Origin of the sequence: Kocuria sp. APC 4018, assembly GCF_030407675.1 — a bacterium.
Lineage (GTDB): Bacteria > Actinomycetota > Actinomycetes > Actinomycetales > Micrococcaceae > Kocuria > Kocuria rhizophila.
In genome coordinates this window covers 13,882-35,283 of the sequence record NZ_JASDCY010000012.1, presented here as the reverse complement: position 1 = coordinate 35,283, position 21,402 = coordinate 13,882, and the positions used below count along the sequence as shown (strand labels likewise).

The 21,402-nt window shown below is 72.0% G+C and carries 17 protein-coding genes and 1 tRNA gene; 17 read left to right on the top strand and 1 reads right to left on the bottom strand.

Annotation, left to right across the window (positions count from 1 at the left end; genetic code table 11):
- Positions 1-194: 194 nt before the first annotated feature.
- From QL985_RS03820 to pyk, 16 genes are all read left to right on the top strand, one after another.
- Positions 195-1,487, top strand: coding sequence for a riboflavin synthase (locus tag QL985_RS03820; protein ID WP_047978564.1), 1,293 nt, complete (start codon positions 195-197; stop codon positions 1,485-1,487).
- The gene (ribA, locus tag QL985_RS03815) at positions 1,484-2,230 is read left to right on the top strand and encodes a GTP cyclohydrolase II (RefSeq protein ID WP_223246180.1); all 747 of its coding nucleotides are present in this window, start codon (positions 1,484-1,486) and stop codon (positions 2,228-2,230) included. Before QL985_RS03820 ends, ribA begins: the two co-directional genes overlap by 4 nt.
- The gene (ribH, locus tag QL985_RS03810) at positions 2,227-2,706 is read left to right on the top strand and encodes a 6,7-dimethyl-8-ribityllumazine synthase (RefSeq protein ID WP_070637900.1); all 480 of its coding nucleotides are present in this window, start codon (positions 2,227-2,229) and stop codon (positions 2,704-2,706) included. Before ribA ends, ribH begins: the two co-directional genes overlap by 4 nt.
- Positions 2,707-2,805: 99 nt before the next feature.
- Positions 2,806-3,069, top strand: a complete 264-nt coding sequence (locus QL985_RS03805; protein WP_059281244.1) for a phosphoribosyl-ATP diphosphatase — start codon at positions 2,806-2,808, stop codon at positions 3,067-3,069.
- 80 nt (positions 3,070-3,149) lie between these two features.
- Complete coding sequence (gene hisG, locus QL985_RS03800) at positions 3,150-3,995, top strand: ATP phosphoribosyltransferase (protein WP_208546881.1); 846 nt, start codon at positions 3,150-3,152, stop codon at positions 3,993-3,995.
- Positions 3,996-4,071: 76 nt separating this feature from the next.
- A complete protein-coding gene (hisF, locus tag QL985_RS03795) occupies positions 4,072-4,836 on the top strand; it encodes an imidazole glycerol phosphate synthase subunit HisF (protein ID WP_019309074.1) in 765 nt (254 codons plus the stop codon).
- Positions 4,836-5,228, top strand: coding sequence for a phosphoribosyl-AMP cyclohydrolase (gene hisI, locus QL985_RS03790; RefSeq protein ID WP_059281246.1), 393 nt, complete (start codon positions 4,836-4,838; stop codon positions 5,226-5,228). The genes hisF and hisI overlap by 1 nt, the downstream gene beginning before the upstream one ends.
- Positions 5,228-6,778, top strand: a complete 1,551-nt coding sequence (locus QL985_RS03785) for an anthranilate synthase component I (protein ID WP_257744621.1) — start codon at positions 5,228-5,230, stop codon at positions 6,776-6,778. The genes hisI and QL985_RS03785 overlap by 1 nt, the downstream gene beginning before the upstream one ends.
- Before the next feature lie 34 nt (positions 6,779-6,812).
- Positions 6,813-7,484, top strand: coding sequence for a Trp biosynthesis-associated membrane protein (locus tag QL985_RS03780; RefSeq protein ID WP_059281248.1), 672 nt, complete (start codon positions 6,813-6,815; stop codon positions 7,482-7,484).
- A gap of 125 nt (positions 7,485-7,609) precedes the next feature.
- Positions 7,610-7,855 (top strand): HGxxPAAW family protein, encoded by a 246-nt coding sequence (locus tag QL985_RS03775; protein ID WP_019309078.1) that lies wholly within the window; start codon positions 7,610-7,612, stop codon positions 7,853-7,855.
- A gap of 141 nt (positions 7,856-7,996) precedes the next feature.
- Positions 7,997-10,162 carry a bifunctional phosphoribosylanthranilate isomerase/tryptophan synthase subunit beta gene (locus tag QL985_RS03770; protein WP_259906022.1) on the top strand — a complete coding sequence of 722 codons (2,166 nt, stop codon included), beginning with the start codon at positions 7,997-7,999 and terminating at the stop codon, positions 10,160-10,162.
- Between the two features lie 80 nt (positions 10,163-10,242).
- Positions 10,243-11,034: a tryptophan synthase subunit alpha gene (gene trpA, locus QL985_RS03765; RefSeq protein WP_259906025.1), complete on the top strand. Its 792-nt coding sequence runs from the start codon at positions 10,243-10,245 to the stop codon at positions 11,032-11,034.
- Positions 11,034-11,909 (top strand): prolipoprotein diacylglyceryl transferase, encoded by an 876-nt coding sequence (gene lgt / locus QL985_RS03760; RefSeq protein WP_208546894.1) that lies wholly within the window; start codon positions 11,034-11,036, stop codon positions 11,907-11,909. The genes trpA and lgt overlap by 1 nt, the downstream gene beginning before the upstream one ends.
- 348 nt (positions 11,910-12,257) lie before the next feature.
- A complete protein-coding gene (gene gltB, locus QL985_RS03755; protein ID WP_259906023.1) occupies positions 12,258-16,952 on the top strand; it encodes a glutamate synthase large subunit in 4,695 nt (1,564 codons plus the stop codon).
- A complete protein-coding gene (locus tag QL985_RS03750; RefSeq protein ID WP_259906024.1) occupies positions 16,945-18,408 on the top strand; it encodes a glutamate synthase subunit beta in 1,464 nt (487 codons plus the stop codon). Before gltB ends, QL985_RS03750 begins: the two co-directional genes overlap by 8 nt.
- Positions 18,409-18,645: 237 nt before the next feature.
- Positions 18,646-20,151 carry a pyruvate kinase gene (pyk, locus tag QL985_RS03745; RefSeq protein ID WP_019309084.1) on the top strand — a complete coding sequence of 502 codons (1,506 nt, stop codon included), beginning with the start codon at positions 18,646-18,648 and terminating at the stop codon, positions 20,149-20,151.
- Positions 20,152-20,389: 238 nt separating this feature from the next.
- Here the strand turns inward: pyk and QL985_RS03740 are convergent.
- Positions 20,390-20,474, bottom strand: a tRNA-Leu gene (locus QL985_RS03740).
- 235 nt (positions 20,475-20,709) lie between these two features.
- On the opposite strand from QL985_RS03740, the gene QL985_RS03735 reads away from it, so the two are divergent.
- Positions 20,710-21,366: a response regulator gene (locus tag QL985_RS03735; RefSeq protein ID WP_224764872.1), complete on the top strand. Its 657-nt coding sequence runs from the start codon at positions 20,710-20,712 to the stop codon at positions 21,364-21,366.
- Positions 21,367-21,402 lie beyond the last annotated feature (36 nt).

Sequence of the window (21,402 nt, the reverse complement as noted above, 5' to 3'; positions counted from 1 at the left end):
CGTCCCACGGCGGATGCCCGCACGGCCAGCCCGGGCGGACGACGCACGGAACCAGCGGTGCGCCCCGAGCCTCTGCGCCACGCGGACCCCACCGCGCTCTCGGGCTGCGGCGCCACGGCGTCAGCGCCCCGACCAAGACATCGTGACCGACCGCGCACCGCTGCGCGGTCCACCACCCCCACAGGAGAGTTCTCGTGTTCACAGGAATCGTCGAAACCCAGGCCATCGTCCAGCGAGTGGAGCGCACGGCGCAGGACGCCGCCCGGCTCCACCTCACGGCGGGCACGCTCGTGGCGGACCTGCAGCGCGGCGGGTCACTGGCCGTGAACGGTGTGTGTCTCACCGCCGTGCCCGCTGACGGGTCCGAAGGCACGGACTTCACCGCAGATGTGATGGGGGAGACCCTGCGCCTGACCACCCTCGGCGAGCTGCGGCACGGCGACACCGTGAACGTGGAACGCTGCACGGCGGCCGGCCAGCGCCTGGACGGGCACGTGGTCCAGGGCCACGTGGACGGCGTGGGCCGGATCGTGTCCCGCACCCCGCACAGCGGGTGGGACACCGTGCGCGTGGCCGTGCCGGGGGAGCTCGCGCGGTACATCGCCGTGAAGGGCTCGATCGCGGTGGACGGGGTCTCCCTCACCGTCACCGCCGTGAACCGCCCCGGGGAGGACGAGGCGTGGTTCGAGGTGGGTGTGATCCCCGAGACGCTACGGGTGACCACCCTGGGCACGCGTGCGCCGGGGGACCGGGTCAACCTGGAGGTGGACGTGCTCGCCAAGTACGCCGAGCGGCTGGCCGCGTGCGCCGCCGCGCCCGCGGGGGACGAGGTGCGCCTCGACTCCGTGCCGGACGCGGTCGCCGCGATCGCCTCGGGCGCGGCCGTGGTGGTCGTGGACGACGAGGACCGGGAGAACGAGGGCGACCTCGTCTTCGCCGCGCAGCACGCCACCCAACCGCTCATGGGCTTCACCGTGCGCCACAGCTCGGGCGTGGTGTGCGTGCCCATGCCGGGGGAGCGGGCCGACGCCCTGGGGCTGCCACCCATGACGGCGCACAACGAGGACGCCAAGGGCACCGCCTACACCGTCACGTGCGACGCCCGCGTGGGCATCACCACCGGCATCAGCGCCCGGGACCGGGCCCTGACCACCCGCCTGCTCGCCCTGCCCGGCACCACCGCGTCCGATCTCACCCGGCCCGGGCACATCCTCCCGCTGCGGGCCGTCCCCGGCGGCGTGCGGGAGCGCCCGGGGCACACGGAGGCCGCCGTCGAGCTCACCCGCTTGGCCGGGTGCGAGCCCGTGGGTGCCATCGCGGAGATCGTCGACGACGCCGGCCAGCCCCGCCGCGCGCCCGCCCTGCGCCGCTTCGCGGACGAGCACGGCCTCGTGATGATCAGCATCGCGGACCTCGTGCGCCACCTGGACGAGGTCGAGGCGCTCGCCGCGCGCGAGGACGGAGCGGCACGGGGACTCACCGCGTGAGCGCCGCAGAGCACCGCACGGCACAAGAGCACTGCCACGCGGAAGTGCACGGCCTCTCGGAAGAGCGCGGCCCCGCGGAAGGGCACCGCCCCGCCACGGCTCCGGCGCCCGGCCCCGTGCTGGAGCACTCCGAACCGGTCACGATCCCCACGGACCACGGGTCCTTCTCGGTGATCGGGTGGCGAGTGCCCGAGGGCCACGGCGCCCCCGCCACGGAGCACGTGTCGCTGACGGCACCCCCGCCGCCGGGCGAGGAGACGCTGCCCCCGCTCGTGCGGCTGCACTCGGAGTGCCTCACCGGGGACGTCCTCGGGTCCTGGCGCTGCGACTGCGGACCCCAGCTGCAGCTTGCGCTCGAGCGGATTCACAGGCACGGCGGCACCGTGCTGTACCTGCGCAACCACGAGGGCCGCGGCATCGGCCTGGTCAACAAGCTGCGGGCGTACAAGCTCCAGGACGCCGGGGCGGACACCGTGGACGCCAACACCATGCTCGGGCTGCCCGCCGAGGCTCGTGACTACACGGCGGCGGCGCGGATCCTCACCGCCATGAACCTCACCTCGATCCGCCTGCTCACCAACAACCCGGACAAGATCAGCAAGCTCGAGGCCCTCGGGATCACCGTGGTGGAAGCGGTGACCCACCAGGTGCCCGCCCGGACCGAGAACGTCGACTACCTGCGCGTCAAGCGCGACCGCATGCACCACCACCTCACCCACCTCACACCAGGAGAGAACTCATGAGCGGACACGGAGCCCCCACCACCGATGCCACGACCCTCGACGCCACCGGCCTGCGCGTGGCCGTGGTGGCCGCGAGCTGGCACACCACCATCATGGACGGGCTGCTCCGCGGCGCCCGGCGCGCGCTCGCGGACGCCCGCACCGGGCAGCTGCTGGAGGTCCGCGTCCCCGGCAGCTTCGAGCTGCCCGTCGCGGCGAGCCGCCTGGCCGGTGACGTGGACGCGGTGGTCGCGCTCGGCGTCGTGATCCGCGGCGGGACCCCGCACTTCGACTACGTGTGCCACGCGGCCACCACCGGTCTCACCGAGGTCTCCGTGCGCACCGGGACCCCCGTGGGGTTCGGGCTGCTCACGTGCGACACCGAGCAGCAGGGGCTGGACCGCGCCGGGCTCGAGGGCTCCCAGGAGGACAAGGGTTACGAAGCCGCCCACGCGGCCCTGAGCACGGCACTCACCCTGGCCGCGCACGGGAGCTGACCCCGCCGAGGACCGCGACCCCGGCCCCGTGCGGTGAGCCACACCGCGGGACCGGGGCCCGCGTTCGGGGGAGCTGCACGCACGCATTACCCTGGAACGGTGAAAACCTTCGACGACCTCTTCACCGAACTCAGCGCCAAGGCGGCCCAGCGCCCCGAGGGCTCCAAGACCGTGGCGGAACTGGACTCCGGCGTGCACGGCATCGGCAAGAAGGTCGTGGAGGAGGCCGCCGAGGTCTGGATGGCGTGCGAGCACGAGACCCACGAGGAGGCCGCTGAGGAGATCTCGCAGCTGCTCTACCACCTCCAGGTCATGATGATCGCCAAGGGCATGACCCTCGAGGACGTCTACAAGTACCTCTGAGCCCGCACCGCGCGACGTGAGCACACCGCCGCGCTCGCGGGTCACCACCGTCCCAGTCCGCTGTCGCGGGAAGGAATCCCATGCTGAGAGTCGCCGTGCCCAACAAGGGTGCGCTGTCCGAGTCCGCCACCACCATGCTCACGGAGGCCGGCTACCGGCAGCGGCGCAGTAGCCGCGAGCTCGTGCTCGTGGACAACGACAACGGGGTGGAGTTCTTCTACCTGCGCCCGCGTGACATCGCCATTTACGTGGGCGGGGGCACCCTGGACCTGGGCATCACGGGCCGTGACCTGCTCCTGGACTCCGGGGCCGAGGCCGCCGAGGAGCTGTGCCTGGACTTCGCCCGTTCCACCTTCCGCCTGGCCGGCCCGCTCGGGCAGTTCTCCTCGGTGCAGGACCTGCAGGGCAAGCGGATCGCCACGAGCTACCAGCTGCTGCTGGAGCAGCACCTCGCCAAGCAGGGCGTCGATGCCGAGGTGGTGCGCCTGGACGGCGCCGTGGAGTCCGCCATCCGGCTGGGCGTCGCGGACGCGATCGCGGACGTCGTGGAGACCGGCAACACCCTGCGGGCCGCGGGACTCGAGATCTTCGACGAGCCCATCATGAGGTCCGAGGCGCTGCTCATCCGGCGCGGGGACGAACCGGAACCCGAGGGGCTGAGCGTGCTGCGGCGTCGTCTGCAGGGTGTGCTCGTGGCCCGGCAGTACGTGATGATGGACTACGACATCCGCGAGGAGCTGCTGCCCGCGGCCGTGGAGATCACCCCCGGCATGGAGGGCCCCACCATCTCCCCGCTGGGCCGGGACGGGGCGGTGGCGGTCCGCTCGATGGTCCGCAAGGCGGACACGAACAAGGTCATGGACGCGCTCTACGAGGTGGGGGCCCGGGCCATCCTGGTGTCCCCGATCCAGGCGGCGCGGATCTGACGTGCGCCCCGCCGCGGTCCGTGCGGCGGGGCGGGCACGGCGCAGCAGCACGAGCGAACGACGAAGGGCGGCACAGATGGGTGTGGCGGTGCGGGTGATCCCGTGCCTGGACGTGGATGCCGGGCGCGTGGTCAAGGGTGTGAACTTCGAGAACCTGCGGGACGCGGGCGATCCCGTGGAGCTGGCGGCCCGCTACGACCTCGCGGGTGCGGACGAGCTCACGTTCCTGGACGTCACGGCGTCCTCGAGCGAGCGGGACACCATGTACGACGTGGTGGCGCGCACCGCGGAGAAGATGTTCATCCCCCTCACGGTGGGCGGCGGCGTGCGGACCCCGGAGGACGTGGACCGGCTGCTGCGGTGCGGCGCGGACAAGGTGTCGGTCAACACGGCGGCGGTGACGCGACCGGAGGTGATCGACGAGATCACCCGGCGCTTCGGCAACCAGGTGCTCGTGCTCTCGCTGGACGCCCGCCGCACCGGCAACACCGCCTCCGGCTTCGAGGTCACCACGCGCGGTGGCCGCACGCTCACCGGCATTGACGCGCTGGACTGGGCGCGGGAGGCCGAACGGCGCGGCGTGGGGGAGATCCTGCTCAACTCGATGGACGCGGACGGCACGCGGGAGGGCTTCGACCTGGAGATGATCGCCGCCGTGCGCGCCGTGGTGGGTGTGCCGCTGATCGCCTCGGGCGGCGCGGGTGCCCCCGAGCACTTCCCCCCGGCCGTCGCGGCCGGCGCGGACGCGGTGCTCGCCGCCTCGGTGTTCCACTTCGGACCGGACCACGCGATCGAGGACGTCAAGAACGCCCTGCGCGCCGCGGGCCACGAGGTGCGCTGATGACCGGCACGGACACTCCCCGCGAGGCGCACGGCCACCCCGCCCTGGACCAGGAGATCGCGGCCCGTCTGAAACGCGACCCCGCGGGTCTCGTGGCCGCCGTGGTGCAGCAGCACGACACCGGCGAGGTGCTCATGCTCGGCTGGATGGACGACGAGGCCCTGCGCCGGACCCTGACCGAGGGCCGGGTGACGTTCTGGTCCCGTTCGCGCCAGGAGTACTGGCGCAAGGGGGACACCTCCGGCCACGTCCAGCGGGTGCACTCGGTGCACCTGGACTGCGACGGCGACGCCCTGCTCGTGAAGGTCGACCAGACCGGCGCGGCATGTCACACCGGTACCCGCACGTGCTTCGACGGGCGGAACCTGAACGCGGAACAGGCGGTCCAGTAGTGCAGGAGCTCGGCACCATCACCCCCACCCTCGAAGAGTTCCGGGAGCATGCCGCCTCGCGCCGCGTGGTCCCCGTGCGGATGTCCGTGCTCGCGGACGCCCTGACCCCCGTGGGCCTCTACCGGGCGCTCGTCACACGGGACGGTGCGGCCCGCCCGGGAACGTTCCTGCTGGAGTCCGCGGCCGAGGGCGGCGTGTGGTCGCGCTACTCGTTCGTGGGCGCGGGGTCCGTGGCCACGCTCACCGCCCGGGACGGGCAGGCGCACTGGCTCGGGGACGCACCCTCCGGCGCACCCACGGACGGTGACCCGCTCGAGGCCCTGCGCGCGACCATGGAGCTGCTGCACACCGAGCCGTTCGAGGGCGTCCCCCCGCTCACCAGCGGCATGGTCGGGTTCGTGGGCTGGGAGGCGGTGCGGCACTGGGAGAAGCTGCCGCACCCGCCCGAGGACGACCTCTACGTCCCGGAGCTCGCCATGAACCTGGTCTCCGACATGGCCGTGCACGACAGCAAGGACGGCACGGTCCTGCTGGTGGCCAACGCCGTGAACGTCAACGGCACGGACGAGAACGTTGACGCGGCCTACCACGACGCCGTGGCGCGCCTGGAGTCGATGCTGCGCCGGCTCGCCACCCCCCTGGAGCGCACCACGGTGTCCGTGGCGCCGCCCGGCCCGGTGGGCCTGGAGGCCGCCGTGGAGCAGTCCTGGGACCGGGAGCTGTTCATGTCCGCGATCGACCGCGGCAAGCAGGCCATCGTGGACGGCGAGATCTTCCAGGTGGTGGTCTCGCGCCGCTTCGAGACGGCGTGCGGCGCGGACTCCCTGGACGTGTACCGCGCCCTGCGCCGGATCAACCCGAGCCCGTACATGTACCTCTACTCGTTCGAGGACGCCCACGGCAGGCCCTACTCGATCGTGGGCTCCTCGCCGGAGGCCCTCGTCACGGTCACGGGGCGTCAGGCCGTGACCCACCCGATCGCGGGATCGCGCCCGCGGGGGGCCACCGTGGACGAGGACCTCGCGCTCGGGGAGGACCTGCTCGCGGACGAGAAGGAGCGCGCAGAGCACCTCATGCTCGTGGACCTCGCGCGCAACGACCTCTCCAGGGTGGCCGAGCCCGGCAGCGTGGACGTCAGCGAGTTCATGGAGATCGAACGCTTCAGCCACGTCATGCACCTGTGCTCCACCGTGGTCGCGCGGATGCGCGAGGACGTGACGGCCTATGACGTGCTGGCCGCCACCTTCCCCGCGGGAACGCTCTCCGGAGCCCCCAAGCCCCGGGCGCTGCAGCTGCTGGACGAGTACGAGCCCCTGCGTCGCGCGGTCTACGGCGGCGTGGTGGGCTACATGGACTTCGCCGGGAACATGGACATGGCCATCGCCATCCGCACCGCGCTGCTGCTCGAGGGCCGGGCCTACGTGCAGGCCGGCGGGGGTATCGTGGCGGACTCCGATCCCGAGTCCGAGGCCCAGGAGTCGCTCAACAAGGCCACCGCCCCGTTGCGCGCCGCCCTGATCGCCCAGTCCCTGCGACCGCTCGCACCCTGAGCGCCCCCGCACCGCACCCCCAGAGGAGCCGACCTTGCCGCGTCGCACCGCCCCCGCCGTCCTGAGCACGCTGCTGTGCGCGCTCGCGCTGTTCGGCACCACCACCCAGGCCTGGATCCACGCCGCCGTCACCACGTCCCTCCAGCCGGTCACGGTGGACGTCACGGGTGCCGACGCCGCTCCGGCCGTCACGGCCCTGGGTCTCGTGGCCGCCGTGGCCGCGGTGGCCTCCGCCCTGGGAGGGCGGATCCTGCGGACGGTCGTGGGCGTCGTCGTGGTCCTCGCCGGTGCGGGCGCGGTGGCCGCGGTGCTCGCCGTCACGGCGGATCCGCGGGCGGCGGCCCAGCCCACCGTGGGCGCCCAGACCGGCGTGATCAGCGACGGCGGCGAGTACGCCATGACCGCGTGGCCGTGGGCCGCCGTGGCGGCGGCGGTCCTGCTGGGCCTGTGCGGGATCTGGCTCGTGCTCGTGGCCCAGCGGGTGCGGGCTCGTGCGACCCAGCGCTACGACCGCGCGCCGCTCACGGGTGCCGCGGGTCCGCAGGACACCGCGGCGAGCGGGCAGGACGTCGCGGCCGAGGGGTCGACGAGCGCGGCGGGCACGTCGAGCACCCCGCCCGGTGAGACCCAGGCGGCCGAGCACGCCGACGACATCGACACGTGGGACGCCCTGACCCGCGGCGAGGATCCCACGCGGAACACGTGAGACGCTGCCGCTGACCGGGCCCGGGTAGTGGCACAATGGGCACGGAGAAGACTCGGCCTCGCACCGCACGCGAGTACGTCACAACGAGAGCCATGGGCTCAACCTGCACGGGAGAGTGGACACGCATGTCGAACACCGATCAGATCATTCTGGACCACACCGCCGCGGTGGGGCACGGCAACACCGTGGCCGCGTGGGCCTGCGTGGCCGTGATGACCGTGGGCGTCATCGTCGGCTGCGTCGGGTTCATCAACGCCTCCGTGCCCGTGACCGTGGTGGGCATCGGGTTCATCGTCGTGGGCCTCGTCGTGGGCGGCGTGCTCAAGGCCATGGGCTACGGCAAGGGCGGGGCGAAGACCACCGCGCACTGACCCCCGCGCCCGCTCGCGGGCGCGGTCAGGTCGAACGTCACCGGATGATGGCCGGCTCCTGGACACGGGGAGCTGGCCATCGTCATCAGCGTGGCGGGTGGGCGGCGCCGCCCCCCATCCGTCGACAGGCAAGGGAGTCTCATGACGCAGCAGGACACCGGCACGGTGCTGGACCAGATCATCGAGGGGGTGCGGGAGGACCTCGAGACGCGCAGGTCCGCGGTGAGCCTGCAGGAGGTGCAGCGAGCGGCCGCAGAGCAGACGCCGGCGCTGGACGCCGAGGCGGCGCTGCGGGGCTCGGACCCCGCCGCCGTGCAGGTCATCGCCGAGGTCAAGCGCTCCAGCCCCTCCAAGGGGGCCCTGGCCGAGATCACGGACCCCGCCGCCCTCGCGGCCGCCTACGAGCGGGGTGGCGCCTCCGCCATCTCCGTGCTGACCGAGCAGCGCCGCTTCGGCGGCTCCCTCGAGGACCTCGACGCCGTGCGCCGTGCGGTGGGGATCCCTGTGCTGCGCAAGGACTTCGTGGCGGAGGACTACCAGGTGTGGGAGGCCCGGGCCCACGGGGCGGACATCGTGCTGCTCATCGTGGCCGCGCTGGACGACGACACCCTGGTCCGGCTGCTCGAGCTCACCCACCACCTGGGGATGCACGCCCTCGTGGAGACGCACACGGAGGCGGAGATCGACCGCGCGGTCGCGGCCGGCGCCCGCATCATCGGTGTCAACACCCGCGACCTCAAGACCCTCCAGGTGGACGTGGACACGTTCGGCCGCCTGGCCCGCCGGCTGCCCCAGGACGCGGTGCTCGTGGCGGAGTCGGGGATCGTGGGCGAGGACCAGGTGCGGCTGTACGCCGGGCACGGGGCCAACGCCGTGCTCACGGGGGAGGCGCTCGTGACCGCCGAGGACCCCTCCCAGCGGATCTCGCGGTTCCGCGAGGTGGGCGCCCTGGCACGGGGCGAGTTCCTGGAGGGGGCCACCCCTCCCGCGGCTCAGGCGGAGCACGCCGCCTCGCAGGCCGCCGGCACCGACTCCGCCGAGAACACCGGTTCGCTGCGGAACGCGCCGGGCCCCTACTTCGGGGACTTCGGCGGGCGCTGGATGCCCGAGTCCCTCGTGGCGGCCCTCGACGAGCTCACGGAGACGTTCGAGAAGGCCCGCACGGACGACGAGTTCCAGGCGGAGTTCCAGCGGCTCTGCCGGGACTACGCGGGCCGCCCCTCCCTGCTCACCGAGGCCGAGCGCTTCGGCGCCGAGCTGGGCGTGCGGGTGTTCCTCAAGCGCGAGGACCTCAACCACACCGGCTCCCACAAGATCAACAACGTGCTCGGGCAGGCGCTGCTGGCCCGCCGCATGGGCAAGACCCGCCTGATCGCGGAGACCGGCGCGGGCCAGCACGGCGTGGCCACCGCAACCGCCGCCGCGCTGTTCGGCATGGACTGCACGGTGTACATGGGGGAGGAGGACACCCGGCGCCAGGCGCTGAACGTCGCGCGCATGCGCCTGCTGGGGGCCGAGGTGGTGGCCGTGACCAACGGCTCGCGCACCCTCAAGGACGCCATCAACGAGGCCCTGCGGGACTGGGTGGCCTCCGTGGACACCACCCACTACCTGCTGGGCACCGCCGCCGGTCCGCACCCGTTCCCGGCCATGGTGCGCTACTTCCACGAGCAGATCGGTGAGGAGGCGCGGGCGCAGATCCTCGAGCAGGCCGGGCGCCTTCCGGACGCCGTGACCGCGTGCGTGGGCGGCGGCTCCAACGCGATCGGCATCTTCCACGGCTTCCTGGACGACGCCTCGGTGCAGCTCTACGGCAACGAGGCCGGGGGCGACGGCGTGTCCACCGGCCGCCACGCCGCGACCATCTCCCTGGGCCGCCCGGGTGTGCTGCACGGGGCGAAGACGTTCCTGATGCAGGACACGGACGGCCAGACCGTGGAGTCCCACTCCATCTCCGCGGGCCTGGACTACCCGGCCGTGGGCCCGGAGCACTCCTACCTGCACTCGATCGGCCGGGTGGCGTACGAGGCCGTCACGGACCAGCAGGCCATGGACGCGTTCCGGCTGCTGTGCCGCACCGAGGGGATCATCCCCGCGATCGAGTCCTGCCACGCGCTGGCGGGCGCCCGTGAGGTTGCCTCCCGGTGGGTCGCGAAGCTCGGGCCCGAGGCCGCCGCCCAGAAGATCATCGTGGTGTCCCTCTCCGGGCGCGGCGACAAGGACGTGGCCACGGCCGCGGAGTGGTTCCACATGCTCCCGGACGACAGCCACGAGGAACGCGTCGCGCAGAAAGGCGAGCAGCTGTGAGCACCACCGCATCCCCTGAGAACTCCGAGAACTCCGAGAGCACCGCCGGGAGCCTGACCGGGCGGATCGTGCCGCAGAACCTGTCCCGGGCGGGGGACTCGGCCCTGTCCCGCAGGATCGAGCAGTGCCGGGAGCAGGGCCGACCCGCGCTCGTGGGCTACCTCCCCGCGGGGTACCCCACGGTGGCGGAGTCCGTCGAGGCAGCCGTGGCCCTCGGACGCAACGGCGCGGACGTCATCGAGATCGGGATCCCCTACTCGGACCCCGTCATGGACGGCCCCGTGATCCAGGCCGCCACCACCGAGTCCCTGGCCAACGGCTTCCGCGTCTCGGACGTGTTCACCGTGGTGCGCGCCGTGGCAGAGCAGACGGATGCCGTTCCGGTGGTCATGACCTACTGGAACCCCGTGCTGCAGACCGGCGTGGACGGGTTCGCCCGCCGGCTGAGCGAGGCCGGGGGAGCGGGGATCATCACCCCGGACCTGATCCCGGACGAGGCCGGTGAATGGTTCGCGGCCTCCGAGGAGCACGGGCTGGACCGGATCTTCCTGGTGGCCCCGTCCACCACGCGCGAGCGCATGGACATGACCGTGCACGCGTCGTCGGGTTTTGTGTACGCGGTGTCCGTGATGGGCGTGACGGGTGCGCGGGACAGCGTGTCCTCCGCCGCGGAGGACGTGGTGGCGCGTGCCCGCGCGGCTGGCGCGGAGCGGGTGTGCGTGGGCCTGGGGGTCTCCACCCGCGAGCACGTGCTGGAGATCGGCGAGTACGCGGACGGCGTCATCGTGGGCACGGCGCTCGTGCGGGCGCTGCGGGACGGCGGTCCCGACGCCGTGGGACGACTGGCCGCCGAGCTCGCGGGACGAGCGTGATGGGCCTCGTGGTCCCGGCGTCCATCCCCTCGCCGGAGATCAGCAGCATCCACATCGGCTTCCTCACCATCCACTTCTACGCGCTGTGCATCCTGCTGGGCATGGCGCTGGCCGTGGGGCTGACCATGCGGCGCTGGACCCGGCGCGGGCAGGACCCGGATGTGCTGTGGGACATCGTCTTCTGGGCGGTGCTCGCCGGGATCGTGGGCGCCCGTGCCTACCACGTGCTCATCACCGACCCCATGGGCTACTTCGGCCCGGGTGCCGATCCGTGGGATGTATTCCGGATCTGGGAGGGCGGGATCGGCATCATGGGCGCGGTCACCGCCGGTGCCGGCGCCGCGTGGCTGGTGTGCCGCCGCTACGGTCTGCCGCTGCACGTCTTCGCGGACTGTGTGGCCCCGGGGCTGCTGCTCGCCCAGGCCATCGGCCGCTGGGGCAACTGGTTCAACCAGGAGCTCTTCGGCAAACCCACCACGCTGCCGTGGGGCCTGGAGATCTCCCCGAGCTCTGCGAACTTCCCGCCGGGGCTGCCCCCGGACACCCTGTTCCACCCCACGTTCCTCTACGAGAGCCTGTGGGACCTGCTGGGTGTGGTGCTCCTGCTCCTCGCCGAGCGCCGGATGCGCGTGACCCACGGCCGGGTCTTCGCGCTCTACATGGTGTACTACGGCGTGGGGCGGCTGTTCATCGAGATGTTCCTGCGCGTGGACCCGGCCCTCATGGTGCTCGGGGTGCGCGTGCACGTGTGGACGTCCCTGCTGATCGTGCTCGGCGGTCTGGTGCTGTTCCTCGTCCTGGGGCGCCGCGCCCGGCGGACGGGGCCCACCACGCCGGCCGCCACGCTGTCGGGAGCCGCGCCGAGCGCGGACTGAGCGCACCGCCCACCCGTGCGGCCACCGCCCCGGGCACCGGATCCTCCGACCGGTGACCCGGGGCGGTGCCGTGTCCGGCATGCGGACAGTGTCCACATGCTGGAATCGTGGGGCCGGGTCCGGCTGTGATCTGAGCAACGTGCTACGTTACCGGAGCACCGCGTGGGAACCGCCACCCCGGGCTCCCACCGGTGCCGATCCACGGCTTCCCACGAAGCCGCATCCTTTCCGCAACGGGGCGGACACAGGCGTCACCTGGATCCCACGACGTCCGCCGCGCACCCACCGAGTGTTCCCGGGCATCGTCGACGCACCAGACCAGCCCACCCCTTGGTGAGGAGCTCCGTCATGAGTCAGCAGCACGCGCCCCACGCGGCGCCCCGCGAGCACGAGCCCGCGGACCACGCGCCCACCGGCACCGGACCCGAGGTCGTCTCTCCCTTCGAGCGCTTCTCCGCCGTGCCCCAGGACCAGGGGCTCTACCACGCGGAGGACGAGAAGGACGCGTGCGGCCTCGCGGTGGTCGCCACCCTGAACGGCTCGGCCTCCCACGACATCGTGGACGCCGCGCTGACCGCGCTGCGCAACCTCGAGCACCGCGGCGCGGTGGGCGGGGACGAGGGCACGGGCGACGGCGCCGGCATCCTCACCCAGATCCCGCACGACTTCCTGCGGCAGAGCGTGGACTTCCGTCTGCCGCCTCGTGGTTCCTACGCCGTGGGAACGGCGTTCATGCCCACCGGCGGAGCCCACCTGTCCGAGCTCAAGGCAGCGCTCGAGGACCTCGCGCGCGCCGAGCAGCTCACCGTGCTGGGCTGGCGGGACGTCCCGGTGGTCGAGGACGCCGTGGGGGCCTCCGCCCGCGCGGTGATGCCCACGTTCGTGCAGGTCTTCGTCGCGGCCGCGGGCGCAGCGGAGGCTGCCGCCTCCCCGTCCGCTGACGGTGCGGCGTCGTCCGAGCGGGATGCCGCGCAGCTGGAGCTGGACCAGCGGGTCTTCCGCGTGCGCAAACGCGCCCAGAACAAGTTCGGGATCTACTTCCCGTCCTTCTCCTCCCGCACGCTCGTGTACAAGGGCATGCTCAGCACGGCGCAGCTCGAACCGTTCTACCCGGACCTCTCCGACCCCCGCTTCACCACCGAGCTGGCCGTGGTGCACTCCCGGTTCTCCACCAACACCTTCCCGTCCTGGCCCCTGGCCCAGCCCATGCGCACCCTGGCGCACAACGGGGAGATCAACACCGTGGTGGGCAACCGCAACTGGATGCGCGCCCGGCAGTCCTCGATGTCCGGCGCCGTGCTGGGCCGCCAGCCCGAGGACCTCTACCCGATCTGCTCCGAGGGGGCCTCCGACTCCCAGTCCCTCGACGAGGTCGCGGAGCTGCTGCAGCTCGCGGGACGCCCGATCACCGAGACCATGCTGATGCTGATCCCGGAGGCCTGGCAGAACCACGAGAGCATGGACCCCCGGCTCAAGGCGTTCTACGAGTACCACTCCACGCTCATGGAGCCGTGGGACGGGCCGGCGTGCGTGTCGTTCACGGACGGCGTGCGCGTGGGGTCCGTGCTGGACCGCAACGGGCTGCGCCCGGGGCGCTTCTGGCAGACCGAGGACGGCCTCGTGGTCTTCGCGTCCGAGGTGGGCGTGGTGGACGTGGGGGACCGCCGTGTGGTCCGCAAGGGCCGGGTGGCCCCCGGCACCATGTTCCTCGTGGACACCCGGGCCGGGCGGATCGTGGAGGACGCCGAGATCAAGGAGGAGCTCGCCGCCGCGAAACCCTGGGAGGACTGGGTGAGGGAGTCGGTCCGGCCGGTCTCCGAGCTCCCCGAGCGTGAGCACATGAGCCACCCGGCCCACTCCGTGCGGCTGCGGCAGAAGACCTTCGGATACACCGAGGAAGAGCTCAAGATGATCGTGGGCCCCATGGCCACGGCGGGCGCCGAGCCCATCTACGCGATGGGCACCGACACCCCCGTGGCCGTGCTCTCCAACCGGTCGCGGCTGCTCTACGACTACTTCGTGCAGTCCTTCGCGCAGGTCACCAACCCCCCGCTGGACGCCATCCGCGAAGAGCTCGTGACCTCCATGGCGGGCGCCGTGGGGCCCATGGCCAGCATGCTCTCCACGGCCCAGACCCGCACGCGGCAGATCCGCCTGGACTTCCCCGTCATCGACAACGACCAGCTGGACCAGTTCGCCCACCTGGACGACGACGACGGCGCGTCGCTGAGTCTGCGCGTGCGCGGGCTCTACCGGCCCGTGGACGGCGCGCGCTCGCTGCGCGACAGGATCGCGGAGATCTGCGAGAAGGTCTCCGCCGCGGTCAACCGCGGTGTGCAGTTCGTGATCATCTCGGACCGGGACTCCAACGGGGCGTGGGCTCCGATCCCGTCCCTGCTGCTGACCTCCGCGGTGCACCACCACCTGCTGCGCTCGGCCACCCGCACCAGGGTGGCGCTGATCGTGGAGTCCGGGGACGTGCGGGAGGTCCACCACGTGGCGCTGCTGTTGGGCTACGGCGCCTCCGCCGTGAACCCGTACCTGGCCATGGAGTCCGCCGAGGAGCTCGTGCGGCGTGGCGAGGTCACCGGCGTCACCGAGGAGCAGGCCGTGGCGAACCTCATCACGGCGCTCGGCAAGGGCGTGCAGAAGATCATGTCCAAGATGGGCATCTCCACCGTGCAGTCCTACTGCGGTGCCCAGACCTTCGAGGCGCTCGGGCTCTCCAGCGAGCTCGTGGCGGACTACTTCTCCGGAACCCGCACGCAGATCGAGGGCGTGGGCCTGGACGTCATCGCCGCGGAGACCGAGGCGCGGCACCGGCTCGCGTACCCGGAGGACGGCGTCACCGAACCCCACCGGGACCTCGCGACCGGCGGCGAGTACGACTGGCGCCGCGAGGGGCCCCGCCACCTCTTCGACCCCCACACGGTGTTCCGGCTGCAGCACGCCACGCGCACGGGGCGCTACGACATCTTCAAGTCCTACACGCGGCGGGTGGACAGCCAGGCCCGGGAGATCGCCTCCCTGCGCGGGCTGATGACCTTCGCCTCCACCCGGGAGCCGGTGGACATCGACGAGGTCGAGCCCGTCAGCGAGATCGTCAAGCGCTTCTCCACCGGTGCCATGAGCTACGGCTCCATCTCCATGGAGGCGCACGAGACCCTCGCGATCGCCATGAACCGGCTGGGCGGGAAGTCCAACACGGGCGAGGGCGGTGAGGACGTGGAGCGGCTCGTGGACCCCGAGCGCCGCTCCGCCATCAAGCAGGTGGCCTCGGGACGCTTCGGCGTCACGAGCCTCTACCTGGCCTCCGCGGACGACCTGCAGATCAAGATGGCCCAGGGCGCGAAGCCCGGTGAGGGTGGCCAGCTCATGGCCCAGAAGGTCTACCCGTGGATCGCCCGCACCCGGCACTCCACCCCCGGGGTGTCCCTGATCTCTCCGCCGCCGCACCACGACATCTACTCGATCGAGGACCTCGCGCAGCTCGTCTACGACCTCAAGCGCGCAAACCCGAGGGCGCGCGTGCACGTCAAGCTCGTCTCGGAACGGGGGATCGGCACCGTGGCGGCGGGCGTGACCAAGGCCAAGGCCGACGTCGTGCTGGTGTCCGGCCACGACGGCGGGACCGGCGCCGCGCCGCTGAACTCGCTCAAGCACGCGGGCATGCCGTGGGAGCTGGGACTCGCCGAGACCCAGCAGACCCTGCGCCTCAACGGCCTGCGCGAGCGCGTGGTGGTGCAGGCGGACGGGCAGCTCAAGACCGGGCGGGACGTGGTCGTGGCCGCGCTGCTCGGGGCCGAGGAGTTCGGCTTCGCCACCGCGCCGCTCGTGGTGGAGGGCTGCATCATGATGCGCAAGTGCCACCTGGACACGTGCCCCGTGGGCGTGGCCACCCAGAACCCCGAGCTGCGCTCGCGGTTCACGGGCAAGGCGGAGCACGTGGTGAACTTCTTCGAGTTCATCGCCCAGGAGGTGCGCGAGCACCTTGCGGAGCTCGGCTTCCGCAGCATCGCGGAGGCCGTGGGCCACGCCGAGGTGCTGCGCACCCGGGAGGCCGTTGAGCACTGGAAGGCCAAGGGACTGGACCTGAGCCCCGTGCTGGACTCCTTCCGCGCGGAGGGCGTCACGGACGGGCTGCGCAACACCACGTCGCAGGACCACGAGCTGGAGAAGCACTTCGACAACCGGCTCATCCCGCTCGCGGCCCCGGCCATTGAGCGCGCGGAGCCCGTGCGGGTCCAGGAACGCGTGGTCAACACGGACCGTGCGGTGGGCACCATGCTCGGCTACACGGTCACGAACGCCCTGGGCACGCGCGAGCTGCCGGACGACACGATCGACGTGACCCTCACCGGTGAGGCGGGCCAGTCGCTCGGCGCGTTCATCCCGCGCGGCATCACGCTGCGTCTCGAGGGGGACGCCAACGACTACACCGGCAAGGGACTCTCCGGCGGGCGGATCGTGGTGCGACCACCGCGGGACGCGGGCTTCACGGCCCACGAGAACGTGATCGCGGGCAACGTGATCGGCTACGGCGCCACGAGCGGTGAGATGTTCTTCAACGGCGTGGTGGGCGAGAGGTTCCTGGTCCGCAACTCGGGCGCCACCGCGGTGGTCGAGGGCATCGGGGACCACGGCTGCGAGTACATGACCGGCGGCGTCGCGCTCGTGCTCGGTGAGACCGGACGCAACTTCGGCGCCGGCATGTCCGGGGGAGTGGCGTACGTGCTGGACCTGGACGAGACGGATGTGAACCGGCAGGCCCGCGCGAACGGCGACCTGCAGCTCGGGCACCTGGACGGCAACGACCGCGAGCTGGTGCTGGAGCTGCTCAAGCGCCACGGCGAGGAGACGGGCTCCGAGTTCGCCGCCACGCTGCTCGCGGACCCGCAGCACAGCCTGACCCGCTTCACCAAGGTGCTGCCGCGGGACTACTCCGCGGTGCTGGCACTGCGCAACGAGGCCGAGGCCGAGGGCGAGGACCCGGACGGCGACGGCACCTGGCACAAGATCCTGGAGGCGACCCGACGTGGCTGATCCCCGTGGTTTCCTGACCGTCCGCGAGCGCGCGGACCGTCCCAAGCGTCCCGTCCCGGTGCGCCTGATGGACTGGAAGGAGGTCCAGCAGCGCCAGGAGGCCGGTGTGCTCCACCAGCAGGCCGGGCGCTGCATGGACTGCGGCGTGCCCTTCTGCCACCAGGGGTGCCCGCTGGGCAACCTGATCCCGGAGTGGAACGACCTGGTGTGGCGGGAGCAGTGGGGCGAGGCGTCCGAGCGGATGCACGCCACCAACAACTTCCCCGAGTTCACCGGCCGGGTCTGCCCGGCGCCGTGCGAGTCCTCGTGCGTGCTGGGCATCAACCAGGATCCCGTGACCATCAAGCAGGTGGAGTACGCGATCGGGGAGAAGGCGTTCGAGGACGGCCTGATCGAGCCGTGCATCCCGCAGCGGCTCGTAGGCCGGACCGTCGCGGTGGTCGGCTCCGGTCCCGCGGGCCTCGCGGCGGCCCAGCAGCTCACGCAGGCGGGGTTCACGGTGGCGGTGTACGAGCGCGACGACCGCATCGGCGGGCTGCTGCGCTACGGCATCCCCGACTTCAAGCTGGAGAAGTCGGTGCTGGAACGCCGACTGGACGTCATGCGCCAGGAGGGCACGCGCTTCCGACCGGGCGTGGAGATCGGCCGGGACATCACGTGGGACGTGCTGCGCCGGCGGTACGACGCCGTGATCGTGGCCACGGGTGCCACGCTGCCCCGCGAGCTGGAGATCCCCGGGCGGGACCTGGAGGGGATCCACCCCGCAATGGACTACCTGGTGCGCTCCAACAGGCACGTGGCGGGGGACGAGGTCCCGGACCTGGTGGACGCGCGCGGCAAGCACGTGATCGTGCTCGGCGGCGGGGACACCGGCTCCGACTGCATCGGCACTGCCCTGCGACAGGGGGCCGCGTCCGTGACGTCGCTGGCCATCGGCCGCAAGCCGCCCGTGGACCGGGCGGACGAGGAGCCGTGGCCCATGATGCCCAAGGTCTTCGAGGTCTCCACGTCCCACGAGGAGGGCGGGGAGCGCACCTTCCTGGCCTCCACCGTGGAGTTCGTGGGGGAGGACGGGCACGTCACCGGGCTGCGCGTGGCCGAGACCGAGTACCGCGAGGACGGCTCCCGCGGCCCCCGTGACGGCACGGAACGGGTGCTGCCCGCTGACCTCGTGCTGCTGGCCCTCGGGTTCACGGGCAACGAGTCGGAGCAGCTCACGGAGCAGCTGCCCGTGGCGCTGGACGGCCGCGGCAACGTGGCACGGGACGAGAGCTACATGACCGAGGTCGACGGCGTGTTCTCGTGCGGCGACGCCGGGCGCGGTCAGTCGCTCGTGGTCTGGGCCATCGCGGAGGGTCGCGCGTGCGCCGCGAACGTGGAGCGCCACCTCACGGGCCAGACCCGGCTGCCGGAGCCCGTGGCACCCTCGGAGCGGGCGATCGACCTGAGCCTGTGAGGCCCGCCGCGGCGGTCCCCGGCCCGCGGACGCCGGCCCGGCGGCGTCGTACTCCGCGCGGCGGGTGTGACGCAGCGTGCGACGCCCCGTAAGCGGGCTCATGTTCTTCCGCCGCCCGGGATTGTTAGGCTGGAGGCAACATCGGCGGAGCGGCCGCGGCCACGCAGCATCGGCAGCGTGACCCGGCCGCTTCCGTTGTGTGTGACAACCATCCGTTCTTCGAGAAGGAGTCACCCCATGCGTCGAGCGAAGATCGTGGCCACCATCGGCCCCGCCATCTCCTCGTACGAGAACATCACCCAGGCGATCCGGGCCGGCATGAACGTGGCCCGCCTGAACATGAGCCACGGGGACCACTCCGTGCACAGCGCCTCCTACGAGAACATCCGCCGGGCCAGCGAGGAGCTCGACACCACGGTGGCGATCCTCGCGGACCTGCAGGGCCCCAAGATCCGCCTGGGCAACTTCTCGGACGGCCCGCACGAGCTGGAGGTCGGTGACACCTTCACGATCACCGTCCGGGACGTGCCCGGGACCCGGGAGATCTGCTCCACCACCCACAAGGGCCTGCCCGGGGACGTCTCCGTGGGGGACCCGCTGCTGATCGACGACGGCAAGGTGGCCCTGCGCGCCACCGGGGTGACGGACACGGACGTCACCACCGAGGTGGTGGTGGCCGGACCGGTCTCCGACCACAAGGGCATCAACCTGCCGGGCGTGGCCGTCAACGTCCCCGCCCTCAGCGACAAGGACGAGGCGGACCTGCGCTGGGCGTTGCAGCGCGGCGTGGACATCATCGCGCTGTCCTTCGTGCGGGACGCCAAGGACATCACTCGGGTGCACGAGATCATGGCGGAGGAGGGTCGCAAGATTCCCGTGATCGCCAAGATCGAGAAGCCCCAGGCGGTGGACGCGCTGCACGAGATCATCGACGCGTTCGACGGCATCATGGTGGCCCGCGGCGACCTCGGTGTGGAGCTTCCGCTCGAGGCCGTGCCGATCGTCCAGAAGCGTGCGATCGAGCTGGCCCGCCGCTGGGCCAAGCCGGTCATCGTGGCCACCCAGGTGCTGGAGTCCATGATCGACAACCCGCGCCCCACGCGCGCCGAGGCCTCGGACTGCGCCAACGCCGTGCTCGACGGCGCGGACGCGGTCATGCTCTCGGGCGAGACCTCCGTGGGCAAGTACCCCATCAAGACGCTCGAGACCATGGCGAGCATCATCGAGGCCACGGAGACCGAGGGCATGGACCGGATGCCGCCGCTCGGCACCGAGCCGCGGACCCGCGGGGGCGCGGTCACCCGCGCGGCGGTGACCATCGCCCGGCAGCTGGACGTCCCCTACATCTGCACCTTCACGCAGTCCGGGGACTCCGCACGCCGGCTCTCCCGGCTGCGGCCCGACCGTCCCATCCTGGCCTTCACGCCCGAGAAGAGCGTGCAGTCCTGGTTGCAGCTGCTCTGGGGCGTGCAGCCCATCCGCGTGGACCGCGTGGAGCACACGGACGAGATGACCCGTCAGGTGGACCACCACCTGCTGCAGTACGACCTCGCGGACACGCAGGACATGGTCGTGATCTGCGCCGGCTCGCCCCCAGGGCACGCCGGGTCCACCAACCTGGTGAAGGTGCACCGGGTGGGGGACCTCCAGGACGCGGGGGAGGCCCCGCAGCGCGAACCGCACGAGGGTGTGGGCCCGTGGCGGGAGACGCTGCGCGGGTCCGGTTCCTGGCGCGAGCCGTGAGCCGGTAACCGGCTGAACGGCACGCTCCCGGTCTGACCGGGGCGCCGTGGACGACGACGCGGGTGCGGATCCGAGGGATCGGCACCCCGCGTCGTCTTCGTGGGGACCGTCCACCGGCTCCGCCCGGGGGCAGGTGCCGGTCCGGAGGAGGCAGCGGCCGTCCGGACGGGCACCCGGGAACGACGAACGGCCCCGCGTCAACGGGGCCGTTTCGCTGGTGCTCTGACCAGGTGATTGGTGGTGCCCAAGGTGGGACTCGAACCCACACATGTCTCCATACCGCATTTTGAGTGCGGCGCGTCTGCCAATTCCGCCACTTGGGCCCGGACCGTGCGTCTGCCGCTGCGGATCGCCGAGGGATCCGGGGGCTCCGGCGCCGGTGCGGCTCACAGCCTACATGATGGGACTAGCATGACAGGGACACCGGGCGCTCCGCCGGTGACCCCGCCCGGCGCGGCGGTGTGCTGTGTCTCACGGGGCGCCGGGGCCGCTCCCGTGGTTGGATGCGGTGTCGAGAACATCGTGACCACCTCGAGACCAGGAGTGCCCGTGACGGATATGCCGACCACCCCCGACCCTGACCCCGCCACGGCGCAGGAGCAGGGCGAGCAGGAGACCGCCTCGACCGCGGGTGCCACGGGTTCCGCCCCCCGGACGGTGGTCGTGGCCGAGGACGAGGCCCTGATCCGCATGGACGTCGTGGAGATGCTCGAGGACGCCGGCTACCGCGTGGTGGCCCAGGCCGAGAACGGCGAGCAGGCGGTGGCCCTGGCCACCGAGCACCGCCCGGACCTCGTGCTGATGGACGTCAAGATGCCCGTGATGGACGGCATCACGGCCGCGGAGCAGATCGCCGCGGACCGGATCGCCCCCGTGGTCCTGCTGACCGCCTTCAGCCAGCGCGAGCTCGTGGAGCGCGCCCGCGAGGCCGGGGCCATGGCCTACGTGGTCAAGCCGTTCACCGTGGACGACGTGGTCCCCGCGATCGAGATCGCCATGTCCCGCTTCGAGGAGATCGAGGCGCTCGAGAACGAGGTCGCGGACATGAAGGAGCAGTTCGCCACCCGCAAGCTCGTGGAGCGCGCCAAGTCCCTGCTGCAGTCCAAGATGGGGCTGTCCGAGCCCGAGGCGTTCCGCTGGATCCAGAAGACCTCCATGGACCGCAGACTGTCCATGCGCGAGGTCGCGGAGGCCATCATCAACCAGGTGGCCTGAGCGTCCCCCAGCTCCCTGTCCGGGGGTGCCCCTAGG